The following is an 18040-nucleotide window of genomic DNA, read 5'->3' as shown; positions in this document are numbered from 1 at the left end:
CCCGCCGGGCGTTTTGGTTCACTAATTTCTGTGGGAGACGCCTGTGCTAACCCAAGTCAACGTGATTACCGGCTTCCTCGGCAGCGGCAAAACCACCACCTTGCTCCATCTGTTGTCTCAGAAACCGACTGATGAAATTTGGGCGGTGCTGGTCAATGAATTCGGCGAAATAGGCATCGACGGCGCTTTGCTGGCTGACCGCGGTGCCGTGCTGAAAGAGATCCCCGGAGGTTGCCTGTGTTGCGTTAACGGCTTGCCGATGCAGGTCGGGCTGAACATGCTGCTTCAGCAGAAGAAACCGCATCGTCTGCTGATCGAGCCCACCGGGCTCGGGCATCCGAAGCAAATTCTGTCGTTGCTGCGTTCCTCGACCTACCAGCCTTGGCTGACGGTGAAGGCCACGCTGTGCGTCCTGGATGCGCGACAATTGGCGGAGCCACGCTACACGGAAAACGAAAACTTTCGCGACCAGTTGGCGGCGGCGGATGTGATTATCGCCAATAAGCAGGATACCTACGACGATGGCGATCGCGCCGCGTTAAGCCGCTGGTATGACAAGGTTGGGCAAGCGCGCAGGCTCCTCTCCGTGAGTCAGGGAAACATTGATGCTGCACTGCTGGATCTGCCGGGAGAACGCGGCGCCGATCTGCCGTCCGCCCGTCATCNCCATCCTGGCGAACCGGTGCGCAACGGGCTGGCGGCTCTGAGTCTGGACGGGCAGACGACCTGGAGACGTGCGCTTAATCACGGACAGGGATACCATTCCTGTGGCTGGATATTCGACGCTGAAACCGTATTCGACACGGCGAAGCTGTTGGACTGGGCGCGTTTGTCCCCGGNGAGCCGTGTCAAAGGGGTGCTGCGTATTCCGGAAGGGACGCTGGTGGTCAACCGTCAGGGCAACGATCTTCATATCGAAACACGCTCGGCACCGCCCCCTGATAGTCGTATTGAGATTATTAACGAGGCTGAAGCAGAGTGGAATTCACTCCAGCGCACGTTGCTGCAAGTTCGTTTAACCACAATGCGATAATTATTTTTTATTCTTTTTAATTGAGCCGTTCTTATGTCCAAACGAAATATTCCTGTGATTCTTTTATTCAACGCGATTGGCATTGCGTTATTTCTTTCTTGGTATTTACCAGCCAATCACGGCTTCTGGTTTGCCATAGATGAATCCATTTTCTTTTATTTTAATCAGCACCTATCGACCAACCACGCCTTTTTGATGCTGGTCGCAATGACAAACAACCGCGCGTTTGACGGCTGCTCACTGTTGGCGATGGGTGCGCTATATCTGAGTTTTTATCTCAAGGCCGCTCCCGTCGAGCGTCGTCGCCTGCTGATCCTGGGGATCGTCATGCTGCTCACCGCCGTGGTGCTCAACCAGCTCGGTCATCTGCTGCCGGTGCAGCACGCCAGTCCGTCCCTGTTCTTCGAGAACATCAACCGCGTCGGCGAACTCACCGGCATCCCGACCAAAGACGCCTCACGCGACAGCTTCCCTGGCGACCACGGTATGATGCTGATGATTTTCGCGGCCTTTATGCTGCGCTACTTCGGCGTTAAAGCCTTTTTCATTGGCGTGCTGATTACCATTGTCTTTTCACTGCCGCGAGTGATGATTGGCGCTCACTGGTTTACCGATATCGCCGTCGGCTCACTGTCCGTCGTGCTGGTGGGATTAAGCTGGTGGCTGCTGACGCCCGCCAGCGACGCGTTGCTCAATGCCCTCAACCGTCGGCTTCCCGGTCAATACCGCCCGCAGTAAGGCTTCGCCGCAGCCGGATATTCTGTTTTTTGGCTGCGGCTCTCCCTTCTTTTCCCCGCGTTTTCATCTGTAAATACCTTGTTCTGCTATCATTATTCCTTCCCGTAGGGATTTACATGAGTTCTTTGTAAAATTTCATCACGAATTCATATAAATAAAAGGGGGGAAAGTACTCGCAATATTTTTTTCATTCCGGTAGTCTCGACAAAATCTGTTATTTATGAACGATTGTCCGCCACGCGCGAAACGCTATAGATCCTGTTGCTATAGAAAAAAGTGCCGCACGGCACGGTTTGGCGATCCGGTTGTTGTCCCTAAATAACGATTCGTGAGTCTTATTTCGTTTGGCAAATACAGCATATAGCGATCGTCTCGTTCGCTAAGGACACGAAGGGAATATAACAATAATGGTCAAATCTCAACCGGTACTGAGATACATCTGGCGGGCAGTACCTGCCGTCGCGGTGGCAATTGTACTCACCGCCTGTAGCAGCAATCACAGTAATACAGCAGCAAATTCTCAGACTGATAGTCGTGTGGTTAATGGTGATCCTTCACTACAAGCCTCTCAGGCTGAATTCGAAACGATGGTCCAGAACGTGGAAGTGAAAACCAAGTTGCTTGACCAGTACGCAAGTTGGAAAGGCGTTCGTTACCGTTTAGGCGGTCAGACCAAGAAAGGCATCGACTGTTCCGCCTTTGTTCAGCGCACCTTCCGCGAACAATTTGGCATGGACCTTCCCCGCTCCAGCTACGAGCAACAGGAAGTCGGTCAGAAAATCCAACGCAATAGATTACGCCCTGGCGATCTGGTGCTGTTCCGCGCTGGTTCGACAGGACGCCATGTCGGCATCTATCTCGGCAGCCAGCAGTTTGTCCACGCGTCGACCAGCAGCGGCGTCACTATCTCCAATCTGGACGAAACCTACTGGAAGCACCGTTACCAGGAAGGGCGCCGGGTACTCGAGCAGGGTCCGCACAGCTGATCCTTTTATTCCCTGTTGATGCCGACCAATTGCAATCTGAAACGCCGCTCGTTCATCGCGGCGTTTTTTATTGGCGCGCACCGGCTCCTGCCAACGTGGAAGGAATACGCTAAAATGCCTCTTTGTGCCTAGCGCCATCGCTTTTCACATGGCAACGCAACACGCCATATCAACACGTTGGCCAGCATTACTTGAACGACGTTATTCAGGAGTCAGCTGCCCGATGTTTAAATCCGTCGCTTTCACCTTACTGCTTATCGCGTCCCCGCTATCAGGGCTGGCGGAAACGCTGCAACAGCCTTTTGCTTTCACTATGTTGGACGCTCCGAAGTACGATAAAAACTTCACCCATTTCGACTATGCCAATCCCGACGCCCCGAAAGGGGGGCACATCACCCTCAGCGCGTTAGGCTCGTTCGATAACTTCAACCGTTTTGCCTCGCGCGGATTGCCTGCGGTCAGAACAGAAGCCCTTTATGACTCGCTGTACGTCAACTCCGATGATGAGTCCGGCAGCTATTACCCGCTGATTGCCAACGGCGCCCGCTACGCCAGCGACTATCGCTGGCTGGAGGTTGACCTGAATCCCCACGCCCGCTTTCATGATGGCTCGCCGGTCACCGCCTCAGACGTTGCTTTCACCTTCAATACCTTTATGACGCAAGGCGTGCCGCAGTTCCGCGTGTATTACAAAGGCACCGCCGCCCGAGCGATCAGCCCTCACACAGTTCGGTTCGACTTCGGCGCGCCGGATAAAGACAAGATGATCGGGCTACTGACGCTACCCGTTATCCCAGAAGCGTTCTGGCGACATCACAAGTTTAACGAACCGCTAACACGGCCTCCTCTGGCGGGCGGCGCTTACCGGATCTCCGACTATCATATCGGCCAATACGTTGTATATTCCCGCGTGAAGGACTATTGGGCCGCCGACCTGCCGGTCAATAAAGGGCTGTATAACTTCGATTCCATTCGCTACGACTACTATCTGGATGAAAGCGTGGCTCTGGAAGCCTTTAAAGCCGGCGCTTTCGATATGCGCATCGAAACCTCGCCCAAACAGTGGACGACGTTGTATCAGGGCGGCAACTTTTCCAGAGGTTATATCGTCAAAAAAGACGAGCTGAACACGGCGGCGCAGTCGACGCGATGGCTGGTATTCAACACCACAAGACCGCTGTTTCAGGATCGACGGGTGCGTCAAGCGCTAACGCTGGCGTTTGATTTCAACTGGATGAACAAAGCGCTGTTCTATAACAGCTATCAACGCGCCAACAGTCTTTTTCAAAACACAGAATATGCCGCGACGGGAAGCCCGAGCGCCAGCGAGTTGCAGTGGCTAACGCCGCTGAAAGATCGCATTCCCGCGGAAGTTTTCGACCCCGCCTATCGTCCGCCCGAATCCGACGGTAGCGGCTATGACCGCACTCATCTGCTACAGGCGCTCGACCTGCTGAAGCAGGCCGGCTGGGAGCTGAAAAACAATACGCTGATTAACCCGCAGACCGGCCGTCCCTTCCGTTTCGAACTGCTGATCTCCAACGCAGGCAACGCCCAGTTCGTGCTGCCGTTTCAGCATAGCTTGAAGCGGCTTGGCATTGATATGCAGGTGCGTATGGTGGATGCGCCGCAGTTCAATAACCGTTTGCGCAAACGGGATTTCGATATGCTATCGCGGCCCTATGTCACCGAACCTTATCCCAGCGCCAATCTGGCGATGAGCTGGAGCAGCAAGTATCTCGACTCAAGCTACANCTCCCCCGGCGTGCAAGATCCCGCGATCGATCATCTGATCGACGAAATTATTCGTCATCAGGGCGATAAGTCAGCATTGCTGCCGCTAGGACGCGCGCTAGACCGGGTAGTGACCTGGCATCAGTTCATGATCCCCATGTGGTTCAGCAATCACGACCGCTTCGCCTACTGGAACAAGTTCGGCATGCCTGCCGTGCGCCCAACCTACGCGCTGGGATTTGACAGCTGGTGGTACGACGCCAAAAAAGCCACCACCCTCCCGGCCGAACGGCAATAAGGACTGTTTATGGGAACTTACCTGTTACGACGACTGCTTTTCGTGATCCCAACGCTGTGGGCGATCATCACCCTCAATTTTTTTATCGTGCAAATCGCGCCGGGCGGACCGGTCGACCAGGCTATCGCCGCGATTGAGATGGGGCAACTGAGCGGCTACGGCAGCGCGGGCAATGCCAATGGTCCCAGCGGTAAACCCTCGGTAGAGAATACCTACCGCGGCGGTCGAGGATTGGACCCGGAAGTGATACAGGAAATCACTCAGCGCTATGGCTTCGACAAACCGCTGCACGAACGCTATTTCAAGATGCTGTGGGACTACGTGCGTTTCGACTTCGGCGACAGTCTGTTTCGCGGCGAGTCGGTGATCGGCCTCATCAAGGATCGTATGCCGGTTTCTATCTCGCTGGGACTCTGGAGCACCTTAATTATCTATCTGGTCTCGATCCCGCTGGGGATCAAAAAAGCGGTTCGCGACGGTTCAGCCTTTGATACCTGGAGCAGCACCCTCATCGTTGTGGGCTACGCCATCCCGGCATTTTTGTTCGCCATCCTGCTAATCGTGCTATTCGCGGGCGGCAGCTATCTGGATTGGTTCCCGCTACGCGGGCTGGTATCCAGCCACTTCGATACCCTGCCCTGGTACGGGAAAATAACCGACTATCTATGGCACATCACTCTGCCCGTGCTGGCACTGGTCATCGGGGGCTTCGCTACGCTGACGATGCTGACCAAAAACGCCTTTCTGGATGAAATCCGCAAGCAGTACGTCGTTACGGCTCGCGCCAAGGGATTGAACGAGAAAAGTATTCTGTACCGTCACGTGTTCCGAAACGCCATGCTGCTGGTCATCGCCGGTTTCCCCGCCACCTTTATCAGCATGTTTTTTACCGGTTCTCTGCTCATCGAAGTGATGTTTTCTCTCAACGGGCTAGGACTGTTGGGCTATGACGCGACTCTGCAACGCGATTATCCCGTTATGTTCGGCACGCTGTATATTTTTACGATTATCGGATTGTTGCTGAATATCATCAGCGATATGACCTATACGCTGGTCGATCCGCGTATTGATTTCGAGGAGCGCCGATGAGCCGACTTAGCCCTCCTAACCAGGCCCGCTGGGCACGTTTCCGACACAACCGCCGGGGCTACTGGTCACTATGGATTTTTCTGGTCTTCTTCATCGTGACGCTGTTTTCGGAGCTGATCGCCAACGATGCGCCTCTGCTGGTGCGTTACGACGGTCATTTTTATGTTCCTTTCATGGCAAACTACAGCGAAACCGCCTTTGGCGGCCAGTTCGCCACCACAGCCGACTATCGCGACCCGTATCTGGTCAAACGGCTTGAGGATCACGGCTGGGCGATTTGGCCGCCGATCCGTTACCACTACGACACCATCAATTACGCTACGACCACAGCATTCCCTTCTCCGCCGTCCTGGGATAACCTGCTCGGCACTGACAGTCAGGGCAAGGACGTTTTGGCGCAGGTGCTGTATGGATTTCGTCTATCGTTCCTGTTCGGCTTATCACTGACGCTGCTGTCCTCCTTTATCGGCATTGTCGTGGGCGCGACGCAGGGTTACTACGGCGGACGGCTCGATCTGTGGGGTCAACGCTTTATCGAAGTCTGGTCGGGAATGCCGACGCTGTTTTTGATTATTCTGCTCTCCAGCGTGCTGCAGCCCACGTTCTGGTGGCTGCTGGCGATCACCGTTCTGTTCGGCTGGATGACGCTGGTCGGTGTGGTGCGTGCGGAGTTCCTGCGCACCCGCAACTTCGATTACATCCGGGCGGCTCAGGCCATGGGCGTCAGCGATATCATGATTATTTTCCGCTGTATGTTGCCTAACGCGATGGTGGCGACGCTGACGTATCTCCCCTTCATCCTGTGCGGCTCTATCATCACGCTGACGTCGCTGGACTTTCTGGGCTTCGGCCTGCCGATGGGATCTCCATCTCTGGGAGGACTGCTGCTTGAGGGCAAGAATAACCTGCAGGCGCCGTGGCTGGGGATCACCATTTTCATGGTGATGGCGATCGCCCTTTCACTCCTTATCTTTATCGGCGAAGCGGTGCGCGACGCCTTTGACCCGAGCAAGGTGTATTGATATGACCACGACTCCCCTGTTACAGATCAAGGATCTTAGCATCGCTTTTCAGCACGGTGACATGGAGAGGCGCGTGGTGGACGGCGTCTCTTTCGATATCAACGCGGGCGAAACGCTCGCGCTGGTCGGCGAGTCCGGTTCGGGGAAAAGCGTAACGGCGCTATCTATTTTACGCCTGCTGCCTTCCCCGCCGACACGCTATCCTCAGGGTGATATCCTGTTCGAGGGCCAATCCCTGCTGCATGCGCAGGAAGAAATGCTGAGGCGGCTGCGAGGCAACCGTATCGCCATGATTTTCCAGGAGCCGATGGTTTCGCTCAATCCGTTGCAAAGCGTGGAAAAACAGCTGGCGGAGGTGCTGTCGCTACACCGTGGCATGCGTCGAGAAGCCGCACGCGGCGAGCTCGTCGAGTGTCTGGAACGCGTCGGCATCAGGCAGGCTAAATCCCGCCTGGCTGACTACCCGCATCAGCTTTCGGGCGGAGAACGCCAGCGCATCATGATCGCCATGGCGCTGCTCACTCAGCCCGACCTGTTGATTGCCGACGAGCCGACGACGGCCTTGGATGTCACCGTACAGGCGCAAATCCTGACACTTCTGGCCGAGTTGAAGCAAGAACTCGGGATGAGCCTGCTCTTTATCACGCACAACCTAAATATCGTCCGGCGTCTGGCGGACAACATCGCCGTCATGCAAAACGGCAAATGCGTTGAACAAAATCAGGCCAGCGCGCTGCTGACCGCTCCTCAGCATCCCTACACGCGCTGCCTGCTGGACGCCGAACCGACCGGCTCGCCNCCCGCGCTGACGACCGAACACGCCCCGCTGTTGACGGTGAAGCATCTGAGCGTCAGCTTCCCGGTCAAAGACGGGTTGCTGAGACGTAAAAAGGCAGAAAAAAAAGTGGTGCAGGACATCAGCTTTACGCTGCGACGGGGAGAATGTCTGGGAATCGTCGGCGAATCCGGTTCCGGCAAAAGTACGACAGGGCTAGCCTTGCTAAGGCTACTGGCCTCTCAGGGGGAAATCTGGTTAGACGGCCAGCCGCTTCATCAGTTTGGTCGCCGTCAGATGCTGCCAATGCGGCGACGCATACAGGTGGTGTTTCAGGATCCGAACTCCTCGCTCAACCCGCGCCTGAACGTGGAACAGATTATCGCCGAAGGGCTGACGGTGCATGCCAAAATGACGCCCGCAGAGCGCGAAGCAAAGGTCATTGCCACGCTTCAGGAGGTGGGACTCGCCCCCGACAGCCGCCACCGCTACCCGTCAGAGTTCTCCGGCGGCCAGCGCCAGCGCATCGCTATCGCCCGAGCGCTGATCCTGAAACCCGAACTACTGATTTTGGACGAGCCGACATCTTCGCTCGACCGTAGCGTGCAGGCGCAGATATTGACGCTGTTGCAGGCGCTTCAGCGCAAACATGGGCTAGCCTATGTATTTATCAGTCACGATCTGCAAGTGGTACGCACGCTATGCCATCAGGTCATCGTGTTGCAACAGGGGAAGGTCGTGGAGCAGGGAGACTGCCGGGACGTCTTTACCCAGCCGCAGCAACCCTATACACAAGAGTTACTGCAATTATCGATGTGAGCGACGGGATGCCGTTCAGAAGGGATATTGCGGACTGATGGGCTCGGCAATAGCCACACCCAAATTTTTCAGCCGGCACAGGGCGGTGCTTTCATCTTGACGGTGCAGAAACAGGCAAGTCTCCCCTTCCCATTCCAGCACGCTGCACTCCACCTGAATTTCGTCCAGCGATCGTTTAAGCTGCGGCATAATACGGCGGGCATCCTCTTCATCATGACTTAACATCTTGAATCCGATGAGGTTATCGTCATCTTCGCTGCCGTTGAGGGGGATCGGTTCCACTCGGATACCCGTGCAACCGGTTAACCAACGGTAACTTTGCGGCAAACGATGAACCACCGAAAGTTGAAGACTATTCACAGCTGTTTTCCTCGGTTAAGCAAAAATGAAAACTTACAAAATAACAACATAATAAAAATATCGGNGACGCAGGCTTCCTGCCTAACACCCGCCTTCCGCTAGGGTGCCCGTGGCGGTAAAACCGCCCGGCGACCTGTTCGTGATAACCCATTCTGGCGGTTATATTTTGTTAAGGCGATCACGAATGAGGGGTAATTTTTGTTATATGTAACCTTTTACCCCCGTTTTCTCAACTGTTATTTTCATATTATTCACTTTTTAGAGCAAAATATTCACAATTAAGGAACATTTGTGCCTCTTTGTTGTGGCGCATTGCAATCCGCTCAGGCGCGACGAGGACGGTTGGCATAGAAATAGAGCGCCAGCGCGCCGGCGGAGCATGCCACCATACTAATCACCATTGGCCAGGCAGTATGGAACGCCGCCACCGACAACGAAAAGCCGACCAGAGACCCCAATCCGAAGCGCAGCGTACCTGCAATGGACGAGGCGGTTCCCGCCATATGCGGAAAATCGCCCAGCACCACGGCCAGCGCATTCGATGCAACCGTCGCCATGCAGCCGACGTAGACGGCCACACCGACGACCAGCGGTAGAAATCCCAGATGCAGGGCGCAAACCGCCACCAGAAAGATCCCCATGACAAACTGAATCAAAATACCCAGTCGGAACATGAATAACGCGCCCATTCTCGACACAATGCGACTGTTCAACAATGTCATCAGGAACAAAAAGATGATGTTAAGCGCAAAATAGTAACCAAAATTCTGCGGCGATACGCCGTTCAGATCGATGTACACGAACGGCCCCGCACTGAGAAACGAGAACATGCCGGCGAACGACAGGCCGCTGGCAAGCATATAACTCATCACTCGGCGATGGCGGAACAGCAGCACGAAATTGTTTAGCGTCGTTTGCAGATTGAACCGCTGTCGGCGTTCGGGGGGCAGCGACTCACGCACATATTTCCAGACCAGCACCGAGGTCAGAAGCGATGCGGCGGCAATGGTCCAGAAGATGGCGTGCCAATTCAACCAAAACAGCAGCGCCCCGCCCAAAATAGGCGCCAGCAGTGGAGCGACGGTCATGACCAAGATGACAAACGACATCATCCGCGAGAACTCTTCTTTGGAGAACAGATCCCGCATTAGCGCGTTGATGACAACGCTGGCGGACGCGGCGGACAGGCCGTGGAGAAAGCGCATCGCCACCAGCTGCTCCACCGTTTGCGACAGCGCGCAGGCGACGGCTGCAATCGTAAACATGATCACGCCCCCAAGGATCACCGGGCGACGTCCAACGCTGTCCGACATCGGGCCGTAGAAAATCTGGCCGATGGCGAAGCCGAAGATATAAGCGCTGAGCGTCATCTGCACGCGTCCAGCGTCGACGGCGAACTCTTTGGCGATGACCGGGAGCGCAGGAAGATACATGTCGATCGCCAGCGGCATCAGCATGGAGATCAGGCCCAGAATGACGATCAGGCCAACGCGGGAAGGTAGTTGAGCTTGCACTGAAAATCATTCTCCTGGTAGACAACATACTCCCACGACGACGCATCGCCTGGCCCTGCCCCCTCTCACCCGCCGCGCTGACAGACGCGGCGAATGACGAAACGCGGGTCTGAGGGACCTATACCGACGACGCCCCGACCAAAAACGGCTAAAGCCCGACGCTGGCCACTTCTTCCGGCGTGAGAGGACGGTACTCCCCCTCATCCAGCGCGTCATCCAGGACGATGCCGCCAATACGCTCCCGGTGAAGCGCCACAACGTGGTTACCCACCGCGGCGAACATTCGTTTCACCTGATGGTAGCGGCCTTCGCTGATGGTCAACCGCACCTGCTGGTCGCCGACCTGCTCCAGCCTTGCGGGCAACGTCAGACTTTTTTCATTATTTAACTGGATCCCAGCGGCGAACTGCGCGGCCGTTTCTGGCTGTAGCGGCTGTTCCAGCGTCACAAGATAGGTTTTCTCGCAGTGATGTTTGGGCGAGGTGATGCGATGAGACCACTGCCCATCGTCCGTCAACAGCACCAGTCCGCTGGTATCGATATCCAGACGGCCTGCGGCGTGTAACTTGTGCGCCATCGGCTCATCCATAAAGTATAGGATAGTCGGGTGGTCCGGATCGTCGGTAGAGCAAACATAGCCCTGCGGCTTATGCAGCATGAAATATCGCGGCCCGTGCTGCTGCTCGAGGGGACGACCGTCAAACTCGACGACCTGGTCCGGCAACAGCTTGAAAGCGCCGGTTTTAACAATTTCGCCATCGACCGTCACCCGCTGCGCGCGCAGTTCGCGCGCCACCAGAGAACGGCTGAGTCCTAACTGCTGAGATAAAAATTTGTCCAATCGCATTAACGGTTTACTGCCTATATTGCATATGTGGCTGGTNAGGGCTTGGCCCTGCGTGCAGGAGCGATCCATCGTGTCGCTGTGTTCGCCGCGTCGACTGCGAATGTTGCAGTCCAACCGACTCAACGCCTACCGTTGCTCGCTCCTCTCCTGAGTAATAGGCATAATAGAAGCAATTTCGCCCCTGTCCAAGCGGCCTAACCCCTCTACACGGCCGTGAGCATATTCCAAAGGAGCCTTATTATGTCATCAATTCAGCGTCATGAAGTACTACAAATGCTGATTGCAACCAGGCGCTCCATCGCGACAACCCTTGAGTTCACCACCCTTGCCGCCGTTTCCAGTCAGCGCGTTCGTCTTGATACCCCCGCAGGAGCACTTAAGTCCAGCCAGCATTCAACTCGTTTTCGCTATCGCTAATGATGCCGTTTACCCTACGTCCCTACCAGCGCGAGGCCGTCGACGCCACGCTGGACTACTTCCGTCATCACGCATCACCCGCCGTGATCGTTCTTCCTACCGGCGCGGGCAAAAGCCTGGTGATTGCCGAGCTGGCGCGACTGGCGCGCGGACGCGTGCTGGTATTGGCTCACGTTAAAGAGCTGGTGGAGCAAAATCACGCCAAGTACCGGGCGCTGGGGCTGGAAGCCGATATTTTTTCTGCCGGGCTGCGTCAACGTCAAAGCCAGGGCAAAGTCGTCTTCGGTAGCGTTCAGTCCATCGCACGTCACCTCGCGGATTTCGATCAGGCTTTTTCGCTGCTGATCGTCGACGAGTGCCACCGCATCGGGGACGCCGACGACAGTCAATACCGCCAGATATTACGCCATCTGCAAACCGTCAATCCCCGGCTACGTCTGCTGGGTCTCACCGCAACGCCCTATCGGCTAGGCAAGGGGTGGATCTATCAATACCACTACCATGGCATGGTGCGAGGAGGCGAGAACTGCCTGTTTCGTGACTGTATCTACGAGCTGCCGCTGCGATATATGATCAAACACGGCTTTCTGGTGCCGCCTGTTCGACTGGATATGCCGGTCATTCAGTACGACTTCAGCAAACTGAAAGTTCAGAGCCACGGTTTGTTCAGCGAGGCCGATCTGAACCGGGAACTGAAACGTCAGAAGCGCGTCACCCCGCAAATTATCCGTCAAATTCAGGATTACGGCGTCGACCGCAAGGGCGTGATGATCTTCGCCGCCACGGTGGAACATGCGACCGAAATCACCGGCCTGTTGCCGGAGGGCGAAGCCGCGCTCATCAGCGGCGAAACGCCACCTGGTGAGCGCGATACCTTGATTACGGCGTTCAAACAGCAGCAGTTACGCTATCTGGTTAACGTGTCCGTGCTGACCACGGGTTTTGACGCGCCTCATGTCGATCTTATCGCCATTCTGCGCCCCACCGAATCCGTCAGCCTGTATCAGCAAATCGTCGGGCGCGGCCTGCGTCTCTCTCCGGGAAAAACCGACTGCCTGATTCTGGACTACGCGGGCAATCCCTTCGACCTCTACACACCGGAAGTGGGCGCCAGCAAGTCGCACGCGGACAGTCAGCCGGTGCAAGTCTTTTGTCCACAGTGCGGCTTTGCCAACCTGTTCTGGGGAAAATGTACGGAAGACGGTACGGTGATCGAACATTTCGGCCGCCGCTGTCAGGGATTCACCGAAGACGACGACGGCCGACGGGAGCAGTGCGATTATCGCTTCCGCTTCAAGAGCTGCCCGCACTGCGGCGCCGAAAACGACATCGCCGCCCGTCGCTGCCATCAGTGCGACGCTGTGCTGGTCGACCCGGACGATATGCTCAAAGCCGCGTTAAAGCTCCGCGACGCCTTCGTGCTGCGCTGCAGCGGCATGAGCCTGACGCCTGGTCAAGATAGCAAGGGCGACTGGCTGCGCATCACCTATCATGACGAAGACGGCGCGGAGGTCAACGAACGCTTCCGGCTGCATACGCCCGCGCAACGGAACGCCTTTGAGTATCTATTCCTGCGCGTGCATCAACGCGCCCCTGGCGTTCCTTTCGCGNGGAAAACCAGTGCCGACATCCTGCAACAACAGGAGCGACTGCGCGCCCCCGACTTCGTGGTCGCCCGCCAACAGGGAAAATTCTGGCAAATCCGTGAAAAACTGTTCGATTATCAGGGCCGCTACCGACGCGCCAATGAGCTACGCGGCTGAGCGCGCGGCGGTTTTATTTGCCCGGAGCGCCAGATTCCGCTAGAATTCCGCCCGCTTTTGCTTCGGCATAAGCAGAATCATCCAACCTGTTGCTGGGTCGCCTGTAGCAGGATCACTTTTATATAAGTAGAGAAAGCAATGATTACTATCAACGCAGAAGTTCGTAAAGAGCAGGGTAAGGGTGCGAGCCGCCGCCTGCGCACTGCCGGTAAATTCCCCGCTATCGTTTACGGTGGTACGGAAGCGCCGATCGCTATCGAACTGGATCACGATCCGGTTAAAAACCTGGAAGAGCGTACGGGTGAGCCGTTCTACACCGAAGCTCTGACTCTGGTTATCGATGGCAAAGAAACTAAAGTGAAGGTTCAGGCTGTTCAGCGCCACGTGTACAAACCTAAACTGGCTCACATCGACTTCGTACGCGTTTAATTACGTCTCGAGTCATCCCGCTGTCTCAGCGGATAAAAAACGCCGCCTCGCGGCGTTTTTTTATGGCCCCAGCTCAGCCGCCCTCCCCCGTTATCTCCCCCCTCACCGCGCACGCTAACCAGTCCACGTTTCGCATCATTGCTCCTTCCTGAGCGTCGCTTTGGTTATGTGCTGACGACGGCGAAAGCGCCGTCGCCGACATGAGGTGGGCAGAAACCTCGTTGGCAGCATGTAAGCAGACACAAAAAAGCCTCCGGCTGGAGGCTTTGAGGAAGTGTGAGACGAAGCACACGACTTAGGCGTTGCTGCTCTGCGTCACCAGCTTGGCTGACTGCGAAGGCGTTGACTTAGGCGGTCTGATCACCAGCGTAATCAGCAGAGAGATGACCGACAGCACGGTGATAGCGATGAAGGTGCTCTGAAATCCTCCCAGCTGCGCGGCGATGAAGGAACCTGACAACGCGCCCAGACCAAACCCCTGATAAATCAACCCGTAATTTTTGCTGTGGTGACGCAGGCCGAAGAAGTCGCCCACGATAGCCGGGAAGACCGTGATGTTACCACCGAAGCAGAAGGCGNCCGCGCCAGTGCACAGGAAGAAGGTCAAGTGGTTCATCGGCAGGAAGGCCATGACGGAGACAGAGATCGCCGTGACCAGCAGCGTAAAATTGATCACCCGCAGGCGGCCGACTTTGTCGGACAGCGATCCCAGTATCAGACGCCCCGCCGTGTTGCAGATCGCGATGGCGGAAACGGCGTTAGCGGCGGTGACCGCATCCAGGCCCACCATGCGTACGCCAATATCTTTGGCGATACCAATCAGATACAGACCGCTCATGCAGGCAGTGAAGAACACGACAAACAGCATCCAGGACTCTTTGACCGCCAGCATCTCGCTGACGGTAAAGTTGATGTTACCCGCGCCAGTCGCATTGGGCGCGGAAGGCTGTACCTGCGCTTCTTTGAGCAACAGAGACCCTGTCACGATTAGCGCCATCGCCATCATGCCCCACCAGAAGAACGTCTGGGAGATGCCGACATGCCCCAACAATGCGCTGTTGATGTATTTGAACAGCAGGCTGCCGGTACCGTAAGCACCGACGGAGACGCCGGCAATCACGCCCTTACGATTGGGGAACCATTTGATCAGGTTCGACAGCGTGGTGATGTAGGCCGTACCGTCGGCGAAGCCGACCACGACCCCGACCAGCAGCCAGATCGCCGTCAGCGAGGTGACGTAGGCGCTGCACATCAGAGCCAGCCCCAGCACCAGGCCGGAGATCAACGTCAGTTTGCGAATGCCGATGCGTTCCTGAATGCGGCCGGCAAACAGGGTGGCGAAAGCCAGGAAGAAGCTGGTAATGGAGAAGGTCGTGGCGACAGAACCCAGCGACCAGTTAAATTTGTCGACCAAAGGCTGGTTGTAGAGGCTCCAGGTATAAATAGTCCCCAACCCCATTTGCGCCAGGATAGTCCCGACCACAATCACTGCACGATTTACCGGTTTGGCGTTCATTCCGGATCCCTCATTAATTTTCTGGTGTTGAAATGAGCAGGTAAAGGCACCTACTGAATGACACCATTATAAAGAGGTGGCTCATCCATGAGTTTAGACAGGGCATGAACTGCTGCGTGGAGGGAATGAACTGCCGTTAAAGGCGCATCAACTGCCGGAACTCTTTGACCTTGCCCCGGCTGACCGGCACCTGGAAATCCAAATCGCTGAGCTTAAGGATGTAGGTATTGTTGAACCACGGCTCGATTTCGCGGATTTTACTCAGGTTGACGCAGTAAGAGCGATGGCAGCGAAAGAAGTAAGCTTCGGGCAGTCGGCTACAGAACTCGGTGATGTTCATGGACATCACATATTCGTCCCGCTTGGTGTAGACGAACGTCAGCTTTTCGTGCGATTCCGCATAGTAGATGTCGTGAATATTGGTCACGATAATGCGCTTATCTTTCACCAGATTGATGGTCATCGGCGCCGACCGCCCTGCGCCGCCCACGGCGGTCGTGGTTTGTTGCTGGTGCCACGCCGTCTCAAGCTTCTGAAGCATGCTGACGATGCGCGTTTCGTGATAGGGCTTCAGGATGTAGTCGAACGCTTCCAGCTCAAAGGCTTCGACCGCATGGTTTTTATAGGCGGTAATAAAGACGATCAGCGGTTTGTGGGCGAACTGACTCATATTTTTCGCCAACAACACCCCATCCAGCGAGGGAATATTAATGTCGAGGAAGACAACATCCACCTTGTGGTGCTGAAGGTATTTCAGCACGTCGAGGCCGTCATCAAAGACCCCTTCCACTTCAATCTGACTATGCTCTTTGATTAGCCAGCTTAGCTCTTGCTGGGCAAGAAACTCGTCTTCAACAATAATCGCTTTCACTAAAATATCCTGATTAACTCTGCTCAGGGAGGGAAGGCTACCGCGCTTTCCGGCAGCGACGCCCCGTTTTTACTGATGTAGAACTCGATTTCCGTACCCGGATGCAACTGCCGGATGTGCAGACCGTCGCCATACAACAGCTTGATACGGTGATGCACATTGAGCAGCCCGATTTTATTACCCGGCATTTCATTCTTGGCGACCCGTTCAATCACTTCATCGCTGATGCCGCTGCCGGTATCGCGCACCGCAACGCGAATGCGGTCGCCCACGTCCTGGATACTCAGCACGACCACGCCGTTGCCCTTACAGGGACGGACACCGTGCACGATGGCGTTTTCAATCAGCGGCTGAATCAGCAAGCTGGGAATATGACAGCTGACGTCCTCATCGATGTCGTAAATGACCGTGAGCTTGTCCCCAAAGCGCGCCTGCTCGATGGCAATGTAGTCTTTGACCTGATAAAGCTCGCTTTTGATGTCGATGAGTTCGTCGTCGTTACGCTCCAGGTTGTAGCGCAGATAGCGCGACAAATTGATAATCAGCTGACGCGCCGTATCGGGGTTTAACCGAATGGATGTGGAGATGGCATTCAGCGCGTTGAACAGAAAATGCGGGTTGATTTTGCTTTGTAAGGCTCTCAGCTCCGCCCTGTCCGCCATTTCTCTTAGCTGCTCGGCGCGAGACACTTCCAACTGCGTGGAGATAATCTGCGACAAGCCGATCGCCATCTCTTTCAATGACCAGGTGATGCGGTAGGCGTGGCGATAGTAAATCTTTAACGTCCCCGTCACCTTGCCCTTTTCCCGCAGCGGAATGACGATCATCGAGTGGATTTCCGGCGTGCGATGCGCCTCATCGTTATTTTTAATGATGATTTTTCCACTCTTCAGCGCATGGAGCGTGGTCGGGCTCAGGTCGCGATCGCCGCTGTGATACTTTTCCTCGCCGACGCCGACGTAGGTCAGTACCTGTTGGGTGTTGGTCATCGCCACCGCGTCCGCGTTGATGTCAGTGCGGATGATGTCGCACACTTTGCGCAGCGACTCGATATTCACATGCCGGAACAGCGGCAGCGTTTTATTGGCGATATCCAGCGCCAGCTTGGCCTGTCGGGCGGCGATGGCCTCTTTCTCCCCTTCTACGCTGCGCACCAGCAGCACGATCAGTCCAATGCTGACGGTGCCAAGAATCATCGGGATCGCGATATGAGCCACGATATCTAATCCTAGCGCAATCGGCCGCGTCCACAGCACCACCAGCAGCATGGTCAGCGTTTCACACAGCATGCCGCCGACGATACCGATGCTCCAATGCTTGTTGCGGGGAATACGCTGGTGGATCCAGGCGGACATAAAACCGGCTACGATGCTGGTCACCAGACAGGGCACCGACGTAATGCCGTGAATATCGATAAGGTAGCGGTGTAACCCAGCGATGATACCCGTGGTGATGCCGNCCCAGGGGCCGAACAGAATCCCCCCGGACATCACGGCCACCACGCGCACGTTCACCAGCGAACCATCGACATTAATGCCCGACCAGGTGCTGAACAACGCGAACAGGGAAAAAATCGCCGTGACCACGAACAGGTCGAATGGCGAGTGCTCATCCTGCTGCAACAGCTGCCGGAAATGGCGTGTTCGGGTCAGGAAAAAGAGGCAAATCAGCATCAACGCGGCACGATCGTACACCGCCAGCAGCATATTGAAGTTAGATTGCACGGGAATCTCACGCAATGAAAACGGATGCAGAGCCGCCATCATAAGGCAGTCTGCATCCGAGTGACAAATACCATCAAAAGACCAAGCGCGACGCCGCGCCAGGCG

General features: G+C 55.7%; 16 protein-coding genes. 10 read left to right on the top strand and 6 right to left on the bottom strand.

Annotation, left to right across the window (positions count from 1 at the left end; all coding sequences use genetic code 11):
* Window positions 1-43: 43 nt before the first annotated feature.
* The 7 genes from RZ35_RS11245 to yejF all read left to right on the top strand — a co-directional run bounded on the left by RZ35_RS11245 (window position 44) and on the right by yejF (window position 8494).
* Complete coding sequence (locus RZ35_RS11245) at window positions 44-1033, top strand: CobW family GTP-binding protein (RefSeq protein ID WP_026743394.1); 990 nt, start codon at window positions 44-46, stop codon at window positions 1031-1033.
* A 33-nt stretch (window positions 1034-1066) separates the two neighbouring features.
* The gene (locus RZ35_RS11240) at window positions 1067-1771 is read left to right on the top strand and encodes a phosphatase PAP2 family protein (protein ID WP_026743393.1); all 705 of its coding nucleotides are present in this window, start codon (window positions 1067-1069) and stop codon (window positions 1769-1771) included.
* A gap of 407 nt (window positions 1772-2178) precedes the next feature.
* Window positions 2179-2757 (top strand): bifunctional murein DD-endopeptidase/murein LD-carboxypeptidase, encoded by a 579-nt coding sequence (gene mepS / locus RZ35_RS11235; protein WP_026743392.1) that lies wholly within the window; start codon window positions 2179-2181, stop codon window positions 2755-2757.
* A 223-nt stretch (window positions 2758-2980) separates the two neighbouring features.
* The gene (locus RZ35_RS11230) at window positions 2981-4789 is read left to right on the top strand and encodes an extracellular solute-binding protein (RefSeq protein WP_026743391.1); all 1809 of its coding nucleotides are present in this window, start codon (window positions 2981-2983) and stop codon (window positions 4787-4789) included.
* A gap of 9 nt (window positions 4790-4798) precedes the next feature.
* The gene (locus RZ35_RS11225; protein WP_026743390.1) at window positions 4799-5878 is read left to right on the top strand and encodes a microcin C ABC transporter permease YejB; all 1080 of its coding nucleotides are present in this window, start codon (window positions 4799-4801) and stop codon (window positions 5876-5878) included.
* Entirely contained in the window at window positions 5875-6900 is a 1026-nt protein-coding gene (locus RZ35_RS11220) for an ABC transporter permease (protein WP_026743389.1), read from the top strand. Before RZ35_RS11225 ends, RZ35_RS11220 begins: the two co-directional genes overlap by 4 nt.
* A gap of 1 nt (window position 6901) precedes the next feature.
* Window positions 6902-8494 carry a microcin C ABC transporter ATP-binding protein YejF gene (gene yejF / locus RZ35_RS11215; RefSeq protein WP_026743388.1) on the top strand — a complete coding sequence of 531 codons (1593 nt, stop codon included), beginning with the start codon at window positions 6902-6904 and terminating at the stop codon, window positions 8492-8494.
* 15 nt (window positions 8495-8509) lie between these two features.
* Here the strand turns inward: yejF and RZ35_RS11210 are convergent, their stop codons facing one another.
* From RZ35_RS11210 to rsuA, 3 genes are all read right to left on the bottom strand, one after another.
* Complete coding sequence (locus tag RZ35_RS11210) at window positions 8510-8854, bottom strand: YejG family protein (protein WP_026743387.1); 345 nt, start codon at window positions 8852-8854, stop codon at window positions 8510-8512.
* 323 nt (window positions 8855-9177) lie between these two features.
* A complete protein-coding gene (locus tag RZ35_RS11205; protein ID WP_026743386.1) occupies window positions 9178-10368 on the bottom strand; it encodes a Bcr/CflA family multidrug efflux MFS transporter in 1191 nt (396 codons plus the stop codon).
* Between the two features lie 148 nt (window positions 10369-10516).
* On the bottom strand, window positions 10517-11215 hold the full coding sequence (gene rsuA / locus RZ35_RS11200) for a 16S rRNA pseudouridine(516) synthase RsuA (protein ID WP_026743385.1): 699 nt from the start codon (window positions 11213-11215) through the stop codon (window positions 10517-10519).
* 240 nt (window positions 11216-11455) lie between these two features.
* Between rsuA and RZ35_RS17985 the strand changes: the two genes are divergently transcribed.
* The 3 genes from RZ35_RS17985 (at window position 11456) to rplY (ending at window position 13824) form a co-directional block, all read left to right on the top strand.
* A complete protein-coding gene (locus RZ35_RS17985) occupies window positions 11456-11632 on the top strand; it encodes a hypothetical protein (RefSeq protein ID WP_157755384.1) in 177 nt (58 codons plus the stop codon).
* A gap of 2 nt (window positions 11633-11634) precedes the next feature.
* Entirely contained in the window at window positions 11635-13395 is a 1761-nt protein-coding gene (locus tag RZ35_RS11195) for a DEAD/DEAH box helicase (RefSeq protein WP_026743384.1), read from the top strand.
* A gap of 138 nt (window positions 13396-13533) precedes the next feature.
* The gene (gene rplY, locus RZ35_RS11190; protein ID WP_026743383.1) at window positions 13534-13824 is read left to right on the top strand and encodes a 50S ribosomal protein L25; all 291 of its coding nucleotides are present in this window, start codon (window positions 13534-13536) and stop codon (window positions 13822-13824) included.
* 295 nt (window positions 13825-14119) lie between these two features.
* On the opposite strand, the gene RZ35_RS11185 is transcribed toward rplY, so the two are convergent.
* The 3 genes from RZ35_RS11185 to RZ35_RS11175 all read right to left on the bottom strand — a co-directional run bounded on the left by RZ35_RS11185 (window position 14120) and on the right by RZ35_RS11175 (window position 17974).
* The gene (locus RZ35_RS11185; protein WP_026743382.1) at window positions 14120-15340 is read right to left on the bottom strand and encodes an L-lactate MFS transporter; all 1221 of its coding nucleotides are present in this window, start codon (window positions 15338-15340) and stop codon (window positions 14120-14122) included.
* Between the two features lie 136 nt (window positions 15341-15476).
* Window positions 15477-16211: a LytR/AlgR family response regulator transcription factor gene (locus RZ35_RS11180; protein ID WP_026743381.1), complete on the bottom strand. Its 735-nt coding sequence runs from the start codon at window positions 16209-16211 to the stop codon at window positions 15477-15479.
* Window positions 16212-16234: 23 nt separating this feature from the next.
* Window positions 16235-17974 carry a LytS/YhcK type 5TM receptor domain-containing protein gene (locus tag RZ35_RS11175; protein ID WP_455709711.1) on the bottom strand — a complete coding sequence of 580 codons (1740 nt, stop codon included), beginning with the start codon at window positions 17972-17974 and terminating at the stop codon, window positions 16235-16237.
* Window positions 17975-18040 lie beyond the last annotated feature (66 nt).

This window comes from Lonsdalea quercina subsp. quercina, from assembly GCF_000688655.1.
GTDB classification, from domain to species: Bacteria; Pseudomonadota; Gammaproteobacteria; order Enterobacterales; family Enterobacteriaceae; genus Lonsdalea; species Lonsdalea quercina.
The sequence above is the reverse complement of the archived record's forward strand: the minus strand, read 5'-3'. Positions and strand labels throughout refer to the sequence as shown.